Annotated in this window: 9 protein-coding genes and 1 pseudogene; 3 read left to right on the forward strand and 7 right to left on the reverse strand. The window is 44.6% G+C overall.

Features of this window, described 5'->3' with window-relative positions:
• The 3 genes and pseudogenes from R7041_RS21345 to speA form a co-directional block, all read right to left on the reverse strand.
• Positions 1 to 143, reverse strand: a pseudogene (locus R7041_RS21345) (Bcr/CflA family drug resistance efflux transporter); the annotation flags it as partial.
• A gap of 409 nt (positions 144 to 552) precedes the next feature.
• Positions 553 to 1,473, reverse strand: coding sequence for an agmatinase (gene speB, locus R7041_RS21350; protein ID WP_206949480.1), 921 nt, complete (start codon positions 1,471 to 1,473; stop codon positions 553 to 555).
• Between the two features lies 1 nt (position 1,474).
• Complete coding sequence (speA, locus tag R7041_RS21355) at positions 1,475 to 3,385, reverse strand: arginine decarboxylase (RefSeq protein ID WP_242531722.1); 1,911 nt, start codon at positions 3,383 to 3,385, stop codon at positions 1,475 to 1,477.
• Between the two features lie 323 nt (positions 3,386 to 3,708).
• Here speA and R7041_RS21360 point away from each other — a divergent pair, with 323 nt between their 5' ends.
• Positions 3,709 to 4,434: an MBL fold metallo-hydrolase gene (locus R7041_RS21360; protein ID WP_206949493.1), complete on the forward strand. Its 726-nt coding sequence runs from the start codon at positions 3,709 to 3,711 to the stop codon at positions 4,432 to 4,434.
• Between the two features lie 66 nt (positions 4,435 to 4,500).
• Here R7041_RS21360 and R7041_RS21365 read toward each other — a convergent pair whose 3' ends face one another.
• From R7041_RS21365 to R7041_RS21375, 3 genes are all read right to left on the reverse strand, one after another.
• On the reverse strand, positions 4,501 to 4,929 hold the full coding sequence (locus R7041_RS21365; protein ID WP_005384193.1) for an ATP-dependent zinc protease: 429 nt from the start codon (positions 4,927 to 4,929) through the stop codon (positions 4,501 to 4,503).
• A gap of 65 nt (positions 4,930 to 4,994) precedes the next feature.
• A complete protein-coding gene (gene rimK, locus R7041_RS21370; protein ID WP_005374224.1) occupies positions 4,995 to 5,900 on the reverse strand; it encodes a 30S ribosomal protein S6--L-glutamate ligase in 906 nt (301 codons plus the stop codon).
• Between the two features lie 329 nt (positions 5,901 to 6,229).
• Entirely contained in the window at positions 6,230 to 6,844 is a 615-nt protein-coding gene (locus R7041_RS21375) for a TetR/AcrR family transcriptional regulator (protein ID WP_206949478.1), read from the reverse strand.
• A 155-nt stretch (positions 6,845 to 6,999) separates the two neighbouring features.
• Between R7041_RS21375 and R7041_RS21380 the strand changes: the two genes are divergently transcribed.
• Entirely contained in the window at positions 7,000 to 8,013 is a 1,014-nt protein-coding gene (locus tag R7041_RS21380; protein ID WP_017635528.1) for an MBL fold metallo-hydrolase, read from the forward strand.
• A 95-nt stretch (positions 8,014 to 8,108) separates the two neighbouring features.
• Positions 8,109 to 8,453, forward strand: a complete 345-nt coding sequence (locus R7041_RS21385) for a DUF5329 family protein (RefSeq protein WP_017635527.1) — start codon at positions 8,109 to 8,111, stop codon at positions 8,451 to 8,453.
• Here the strand turns inward: R7041_RS21385 and R7041_RS21390 are convergent.
• Positions 8,421 to 9,320, reverse strand: coding sequence for a LysR family transcriptional regulator (locus tag R7041_RS21390; RefSeq protein ID WP_017635526.1), 900 nt, complete (start codon positions 9,318 to 9,320; stop codon positions 8,421 to 8,423). The two genes, R7041_RS21385 and R7041_RS21390, sit on opposite strands and share 33 nt — an antisense overlap.
• Positions 9,321 to 9,645: the final 325 nt, after the last annotated feature.

Below are 9,645 nucleotides of genomic sequence, written 5' to 3' on the forward strand. Positions count from 1 at the left end.
GCTTGAAGTGATGACGCAGATACCAAAAACTCGCCCGCCATATGACCGATTGAAGGCACGTACATTGTCTGGGTCATTTGACCCACGGCAGTCAATATAGCGATTAAAAAGGTAAGTTTCGCTAATGGAAACGAAGCAGACATTTGCGTATCTCTCCAAAAAGTTTAAGACGTAAAAAACCTTAGCGCTCTTTTACAGAGTGCCAACTGACTTCTTGTGTTGCGGGGATATTTGCGCGAGATAATAGTGCTTGCTTGTATAATTAGCAATCGGAAAGTGTGAAGTTGAGCAAGATAAAAATCTATGATTTAAATTAGAAAAACTAATCCGATTTTGTTTTCAAAAAGCGGTGCATTTCTTTGTCTAATTACGTTAAATCTTTTACTTTTCGTGAATAGAATGAGCCTTATAGGTAACTGGTTTTAATGGTTAAAGTGCAAAAATAAAGCGTCTGCTCGGTTGATCTGAGTTCAAGATGAAACGAGTGAATAAAAGGTAGAGGAAGGCATCAGAAAGAAAAGGGAGCCGAAGCTCCCTTAGAAATGATTATGTCTATTCGCGCTCAGATGCGTATGCGTAAAGCATTTCTAGTGCGATGGTTGCTCCCGCTAGTGCGGTAACATCACTGTGGTCGTATGGAGGCGATACTTCGACAACATCCATACCCACGATATTCATGCCGGCTAAACCACGAATAATTTTCAGCGCTTTGTCTGAGTTCAAGCCACCACAAACTGGTGTACCAGTTCCCGGTGCGAAGGCCGGGTCTAAGCAGTCGATGTCAAAAGTGACATATACTGGCTTGTCTGCGACGGTGCGACGAATTTCTTCTAGGATCTCGTTCACCGACATGTCATTCGCTTGCATCGCATTAATCACATTGAAGCCGTGATCTTGCTGTTTGTACTCCGTACGAATGCCGATTTGTATTGAGTTCTTTGCTGAGATCAAACCTTCTTTCGGCGCATGGTAGAACATCGTACCGTGGTCGTATGAACTGCCATTTGCATAGGTGTCCGTATGAGCATCAAAGTGAATCAACGCCATTTGGCCATGATGCTTCGCATAGGCACGCAGGATAGGTAGCGTGATGAAGTGGTCACCGCCCAATCCCAACATGGTTTTACCACTTTTTAGAATTTCACTGGTTACCGCTTCAAGGCGGTAAGTAAAATCTTCCGCATCACCGCAATCGAACACGAGATCACCTGCGTCGATCACTTTCAGTTTATCCAATACGTTGAAGCTCCAAGGGAACTTCTTACCTTCCCATGCCAAGTTGACTGAGGCACGGCGAATTGCATCTGGACCCATACGCGCACCTGGACGACCAGATGTTGCCATGTCCAGAGGGACTCCCAACACCACAACGTCTGCGTCTGCCGATACCGGGTTACGAATGTACGGCAGACGTAAAAACGACATAGAGTTGGAGTAAAGCGAATAATCAGTTTTAGTAAACAAATCATTCATATCAGAAGTCCTCTAAATAGGTGTATCCTGCTAGACCTTGTTCTAGTTCTGCTAGGATTTGTGCTTGTTCATTGGCTTCAACTCGCTGTGAAACCAATTGTTTATAATTGTCACGAATCGCATCCACGTCGATATGAACGTAGCGCATCATGTCTTCTACACTATCACCTTCGTTGATGTAACTGATCTCAAATTGACCGTGTTCATCAACATTGACTACAGCACTGTGGGTATCACCAAATAGGTTGTGCATGTCACCAAGGATTTCTTGGTATGCGCCTACTAGGAAAAAGCCCATTAGGTACGGTTTGTCTTTGCTCCAAGCTGGTACAGGTAGCGTGCTCTCGATGCCTTGACCATCAACGTAGTGATCGATCGCGCCATCAGAGTCACATGTGATGTCCAACATCACTGCACGACGTTCTTCCGCCTCGCCAAGACCAGAAAGTGGCAGAACAGGGAACACCTGATCAATACCCCAAGCATCTGGTAGAGATTGGAAGAGAGAGAAGTTCACGAAGAACTTATCCGCAAGACGTTCGCTCAACTCGTCCAGAATCGGACGGTGGAAGCGATTCTTAGTGCTCATCTTTCGGCTTAATTCGAAGTAAATGCGCAGTGACAATTGTTCTGCCCACGCACGTTGTTCCAAGTTAAGCACACCTGTAGCAAATTGAGAGTGCACTTCTGCCAAATCACTTTGGGTATCATTGTAAATCTCAATTAACGCACGAGCGTCTGTACCATCTTGCAAGTTTTCCCAGTTTCGCCACATGTTTTGTAGCAAAAGCGGAGCGTCCTCATCAAGCTCATGTACTTCTTCCGGTAGGTACGACTCGGTACCAATTACGTTAGAAATCAATACAGCGTGGTGCGCTGTTAGCGAGCGACCCGATTCCGAAATGATCACTGGCACTGGTTGTTCGTATTGCAGACACACATCGCCCACTGTGTTCACAATATTACGTGCGTATTCTGCAAGGCCGTAGTTCATCGAATTCGATGATTGGCTGCGTGTGCCGTCATAATCCACTGCCAAGCCGCCGCCCACATCGAAGTACTCGATGTTTGCACCGAGTGCGCGTAGTTCGCAGTAGAAACGTGCAGACTCGTTCACACCATTGCGTACATCACGGATGTTTGCCATCTGTGAACCAAGGTGGAAGTGAACCAGTTGCATCGCGTCTAGGTTGCCTTCGCGTTTAAGACGTTCAATAACGCTAAGCACTTGCGATGCTGATAAACCAAACTTCGATTTTTCACCGCCACTTGCTTGCCATTTCCCTGCGCCTTGAGAGGCGAGGCGAATGCGTAAACCAAGGCGCGGTTTTACGCCCAAACTTTTCGCTTCTTCTAGTACCAGATCCAGCTCAGAAAGCTTCTCTAGTACGATGAATACCTTGTGACCCAGCTTTTCACCGATCAGTGCAAGACGCACATACTCACGGTCTTTGTAGCCATTACACACGATTACGGAGCTACCTTGTTGAGCCAATGCAAGTACCGCCAACAATTCTGGCTTGCTACCCGCTTCAAGACCAAGCTGCTTGGTTTCTAGTTGAGCTTGGCTCGCTAGAATTTCATCCACCACTTCACGTTGTTGGTTTACTTTAATTGGGTACACCAACAAGTATTTGTTTGGATATTGGTATTCTTCAATTGCTTGGTTGAATGCGTGGCAAATACCATGCACACGTTGGTGCACGATTTGCGGGAAGCGTACTAATACAGGCAGATTTAACTGCTTCGCTTCTAGCTCATTTACAATAGCGCTGAAAGGGATTTGATGTGCACGATCACTACGTGGTGATACATATACTTCGCCTTGGTCATCAATGCCGTAGAAACCTTGGCTCCAGTAGTGAACGTTGTAGTCCGCGCGGATGCGGTCTAATTTAGTTGCTTTTTCCAACTCGATTCTCACAAAAATGTACTTAACTCCTTAATTAATTAGAAGGAAAAGTACAAAAAAGCAAATCATGAGGTATTTACCTCATACCCTGACACGAACTCCGTGTGCGCGCATTAACGGATAAAAGGGCCCTTGAGTCTAATGATTAAAATCTATCATCTCGATTATGATTTGTTGTCGTCGCTACGTGTGAATATTTGTTTACCGAAGCGTCCATTCTGCTGTTATAGTTGGTCTGACCAGTAAGGATTCGGTCATGAAGCATCTCACTAAAATAAGGACATATTTTGCAGCTGCACAGAATTCAGGGGTACATTCAGACCATGTATCTCGCCGAATATCCCGATAGATTATTGTTGCTTGATGGTGCCAGTCGAGCAGACATTCCTCATCTTAAAGACTTTATTGAACATCAACTCCATCGTCCTTTTTCTGATCTAAAGTTGGTTGTTGTGACCCACATGCATCCAGACCATGCTGGTGGTGCGCACAAACTACGTGACTTAACAGGATGCAAGCTATTGGCCGCAAAGCGAGAGAACCAGTGGTATAGCGGTGTAGACGGTTGGCTAATGCATTTGACCGATTTGATGTTAGCACGCTGGATGGCGAATCGGATGCGTAAACCAAAGCAAAACCTGTGGTATTCCCGCAAGCTAAAGCCAGATATTGAACTTATTGATGGAGAGTTTATTCCTGGATTTGATGATTGGCAGGTGCTAGAAACGCTTGGGCATACCGACCGAGATCTGTCGGTTTATCATTCTGAACAAGATGTGTTGTATGTGGCGGATTTAATGGTGCAGGTGAAAAAGCATCTGATTGCGCCGTTTCCCATATTTCATCCGAATCAATATCGGCAATCATTAAAGCGTGTGTTTGAGATGAATCCGCAATGTTTGCTTTTGGCACATGGGGGAGAGGTGACTTTGGATGAAAAAGCGTATCAGCACATTTTGAATACAGCGCCAACTAAGCCAATGACGCACTGGCGAGTGACAAAAGTTAAAGCGAAGGGATTGTTGTTTGCGTTATTTCGTAGGAAGTAGGCGAAGATAAAGCCAGACGAGTGATGCTCAACAAAAACGTTCGATCACTCATCTGAAGCTACGGGGTTAAGATGCCAATAAGTGAGATTGGCTAGGATCAACGAGCACTTTGTCTGCCATGCCCTGACGACCTAACAACATCATGTAAGTCATTTTTTCACGGTTAGTCAACGTAATGTCGATTGGCCATTGTTGGTCGCCCATACGCAGCATCGTTGTGATCACGCAGCGGTGCTCAAAAGTACCGTTAGAAGATTTAACCTTACGGTTTGCTTTTAGTTTCGCTGTGCAGCGAACCACTTGTTCTAAATGGTATACATCTGGGTGCAGATCGAATGCAACATAAGACTGACCATCTTTTTCAAAGCAATCAATATTGTCTACATGTAATGAAGAGGTTTGAGCGCCTGTATCAATACGCGCTTCAAGGTGAGTAATCCCTAACTCTGGCAAGCAAATAGCTTCGGCATTCCCAATGATCATTTTCTGATTCATAGTGTCATCCTAGCGACGAGTAACAAGAGAGCCGGCTTTTGGCTCTCTTGTGCGTTAAACAAAAATCAACCTTTACCGCGAGTACGGTTTGAATTTGGCTTAGCGTTTTTCTCGATAAAATCGAAGATCATACCTGCAATGTTTTTACCCGTTGCTAGTTCGATGCCTTCTAGACCAGGGGAAGAGTTCACTTCCATTACCACTGGGCCATTTTTAGATTGAAGGATATCCACACCACAAAGGTTCAAGCCCATCACTTTCGCTGCATTTACAGCGGTCGCACGCTCTTCTTTGCTCAAACGCACGAGTTGTGCAGAGCCACCACGGTGAAGGTTAGAACGGAACTCGCCTTCCTTTGCTTGGCGCTTCATTGCGGCAATCACCTTATTTCCGACAACAAAACAACGGATGTCCGCGCCTTTTGCTTCTTCGATAAATTCTTGCACCATGATGTTAGCTTTCAAACCCATGAAAGCTTCAATCACGCTTTCTGCCGCTTTATTTGTTTCAGCAAGTACAACACCAATGCCTTGAGTGCCTTCTAGCAATTTAATCACTAGAGGTGCGCCACCAACGTTTTTGATCACGTCCTGAATATTGTCAGGATGGTGAGCAAAGCCAGTGCGTGGCAAACCGATGCCTTTACGTGATAGCAGTTGCAATGAGCGCAACTTGTCACGAGAGCGGCTGATCGCGACAGATTCGTTGACACAAAATGTACCCATCATTTCAAACTGACGTACAACAGCAGTGCCGTAAAACGTAATAGATGCCCCAATACGTGGAATAACAGCATCGTATTGCGGTAATTCTTCACCCTTGTAGCGGATCTTAGGGTTGTTGCTCGTAATGTCCATATAACAGTGAAGCGTGTCGATCACATCGATTTGATGCCCACGTTCTTCACCCGCCTGTTTTAGGCGCATGGTTGAATATAAATTCTCATTACGAGAGAGAATAGCAATACGCATGGCAATTCCTTAGTAAGTCAGTACCAAATTAAAATATAAGTATAGAGCATAGAATGCAGTAGGCAGGTGATCATGTTATGACATAACCTACTTACTTCAACGATTTAGAATTGTGGTTGAACAACCACGTCGTCAGAGGTGCGCACCTTAGGGCGTTTTTTTGTGAGATGAAAACGAAAAAGCATCGTCGACACGACAAAAATATTTTATCGAACGCTCACGCCTTGCGGTATGAGACTGTCAAGGGTGAGATAAATAAAATTGAGCAAAAATTTCATCGCTTTGTCACGAATTATCGCTTAAAAAAGCGGCCAATTTGACCGCTGTTTTTAGCTGTTTTGATAGTGACTTAAAAAAAGTTCCGCCGTTTGGGTCGCTAACAGCCTAGATTCTTCATTCGACAAAGAGGGGCGAATTCCCATTAACTGCGGCCAGAATGCACTGCCTTTAAGTAAGTTGTGCAATTGAGTGCTTGCTATATGTACATCATCAATTTGCAAAGCGTTACTGTTCGATTTCTCAGTAAGCCAACGATACAGGGCGGTTTCCTGTTTCGACATTTGTTCTGCTTGTTCTTTGAGATCTTCCGGCTTAAATAAGAAGTGCCCAAATGCCACTTTTGCCAGCTCAATATAGTTTGGTTCCGTCACCACAATGATCTCGCTGTAGAGTAATTCAATCAATTGACCTTTGAGTGGCAGAGTGGCCAAGCGTTTAATATCGCTTTCCATCATTGACGAACGCCAAAGCTCAGTCAGCAACTCCGTCACGATCGCTTCCTTAGAAGGGAAGTGATTATAGACCGTGCGCTTAGAGACTTGTGCGATTGCAGAGAGCTTATCCATGCTGGTGTTTTGCACCCCAAACTCTTGGAACGCTTGCCTTGCCGCGCACAAGATGGCTTCTCTTTTGGTTTCGCTACGACTTTTTCTTTTTACATTCATAAGCTTGCTAAGTTAAGAAGATCATTTCTTGATCTATTTTACACTAAGTAGTTTACTTTTGATAATTAGAATATAAACTGCACCGTGTAGTTTACTTTTGTTCGGGTTAACTTTTTATGAAAAAAACTTTGCTAGCCACAGTAGGAGCGTTCGCGATGGGTACATCCATGATTTCTTGTTCTAATGTTGATACTGAAAAAGCGCCAACATACCCGGACAAATTTGCAAATACAGAGTTGGAATACAAAAGCGGTTTGGGCGACATGTTCGAAATCATGAAAGCGTATTTTACGACTGAGCGCTTTAACCCAACACCAACGATTGAAATTCCAGTGCATGCGATCACAGCGCGGCAACTGTTAGAAGAGCAAGATGACGTCATCTATCGTCTGGGTCATTCAAGCGTATTAATGAAGCTCGATGGAAAACTGGTAATGACCGACCCTGTATTCAGTGATCGCGCGTCTCCTGTACAATGGGCAGGGCCAAAACGCTTTCACCAAACCCCCATCACGATAGAAGATTTGCCAACTATCGATGTGGTGGTGATCAGTCATGACCATTACGATCACCTAGATAAAGCTTCTATTAAAGTGCTAGGCGATAAGGTGGGCACTTTTTTGGTGCCGTTAAAAGTTGGCCAATTACTGGTGAATTGGGGTGTACCCAAAGAGAAAGTGATCGAACTAGACTGGTGGGAGTCACACTCTGTTGACGGCATTGAATATACACTAACTCCGACTCAGCATTTCTCTGGTCGAGGTTTGACAGACCGCGATACGACGCTGTGGGGCAGTTGGGTTATCAATGCACAACAACACAAAGTGTTCTTCAGTGGTGACTCTGGTTACTTCAATGGCTTTAAAGAGATTGGCGAAAAGTACGGTCCGTTTGACTTCACCATGATTGAAACAGGTGCGTACAATGAACTCTGGTCAGACATTCACATGTTCCCAGAGCAAAGCGTTCAAGCACACATCGATGTGCAGGGCAAAGTGATGATGCCGATCCATAACAGCACGTTTGATTTATCAATGCACGATTGGAATGAGCCAATGCAACGTGCGTTAGACATCAGTGAAGAGCGCGGTGTTACGTTGGTGAGCCCTGAGATTGGTCAACGCTTGGCGATTGCGGAGCCTCAGCCTGCTAAGGCATGGTGGCAATAATTGCTGAGCTAAACAGCCAAACACCAGAATAGTTAAGTCACTTATCAGTAGTTACTATTAGTAGTTACGTGGTCAGGGATAAGGATAAAGGTGCGATGAAAGCAAAGTGGACGTTGTTACTTACATTAAGCATTCTGCCCACCTTTGCACTAGCAGGGGTAGAGCAAGATATCTCGACGTTGATAAAACGAGTTGAGCAATCCTCTTGCACCTTTATCCGCAACGGCAAGGCGTACACTAATCAAGAAGCGGCAGAACACATGCGCAATAAATGGGATTACGCCAAAGATGACGTTGATTCCGTGGATGTGTTTATAAAAGAAGTTGCGTCGAAAAGTTGGTTATCTGGCAAACCATATTGGGTGGATTGCCAAGAGGAACGCATTACCAGCGAAGAGTGGCTAACATCATTGATGCGCACCACCGATCACATCCAATAACACTTCTTTGATGGTCTGATAGCGCAGAGGTAGAGCACGACTGCGCTTACGAACCAGAAATAGCTCTTCACATACAGTGTTTTTCAGTTGAGCAATGTATAACGTGTCTTTTAGTGGAAAATTGTCGACCGCACTTTGAGGCAGCACGGTGAAGCCAAGTCCTTTGCTGACAGGCAGCAAAATTTGGCTCAATTGATTTACGTAGCCGGATAATGGTAAATCGCTCATCTTAATTTCTTGGAGCTGTGGTTCTTCACATTGGTCAAAAAACAGCGTCATGTAATGCTCGGCATCAGGGTGGCTAATGACACCACAGTCATGCAAGAGTTGTGGCGTTATCTGCTTATTTTGATAATGCTTTGGCAGAACCAAGCACAACCTCTCTTTACCAATTCGCTCACTGTGAAACAGACCTTTGTTGGGAACATCAGTCACGATACCAATATCGATGTGCCCTTGCGTTATGGCGTTGAGAATAGATTGATTTGGCGCGGCTTCTAAATGTAACGATAAGCTCGGGTGCTGTTTTTGCTTCTCCAAAATGGGCCCATACAACATTAACGCCATTGCACCAGAACAAGCTAGTTTACAATGGCCTGAAAACGCATCATCAAAACTGAGCTCTTCGAGCAACTTCTTCTCTCTATCTTCTAACTCGAGCGCATATGCGTAGACAATCCTGCCTTGCTCGGTTAATTCGAAGCTTTTGTTTTCGCGCTTGATCAAGGCATGCTGACAACTTTGCTCTAATTTTTTGATGTGTTGGCTGACGCCAGGCTGAGTCATAAAAAGTTTTTCTGCCGTTTGCGTAAAATGACCGACTTCAATCAATGTCTTAAATGTATGTAACCAAACAGGATTAAGCATAGTGTGTGATTTTCTGAGAGCTTTGTTGGGAGACGTAAAGAAAATGATAGCACGGTGTTTTATGAAAACAGAGAAGACTTAAACGATAAAGATGAATCGTTATCAATACATTACAGACAAAATAAAACCCCGCCTGGTTTCCCAGACGGGGCTTATTCTTTTTCGCAGCAATCCAGCTACTAATAGGTGCTCCCTGCATCTATCCTTGATTGTGGCTAAGTCCTTTAACCGAGTTCCTTGTTCATCGCCTTCCTAGCGGTGTCCATTCTTGCCTATCATCCTGACGGGCGAACTCTATCCTAGAGCTTAACTACATCCTTGCTGA

It is taken from the genome of Vibrio sp. 1751 (genome assembly GCF_033339895.1).
In the GTDB taxonomy this organism is placed as follows: Bacteria; Pseudomonadota; Gammaproteobacteria; order Enterobacterales; family Vibrionaceae; genus Vibrio; species Vibrio alginolyticus.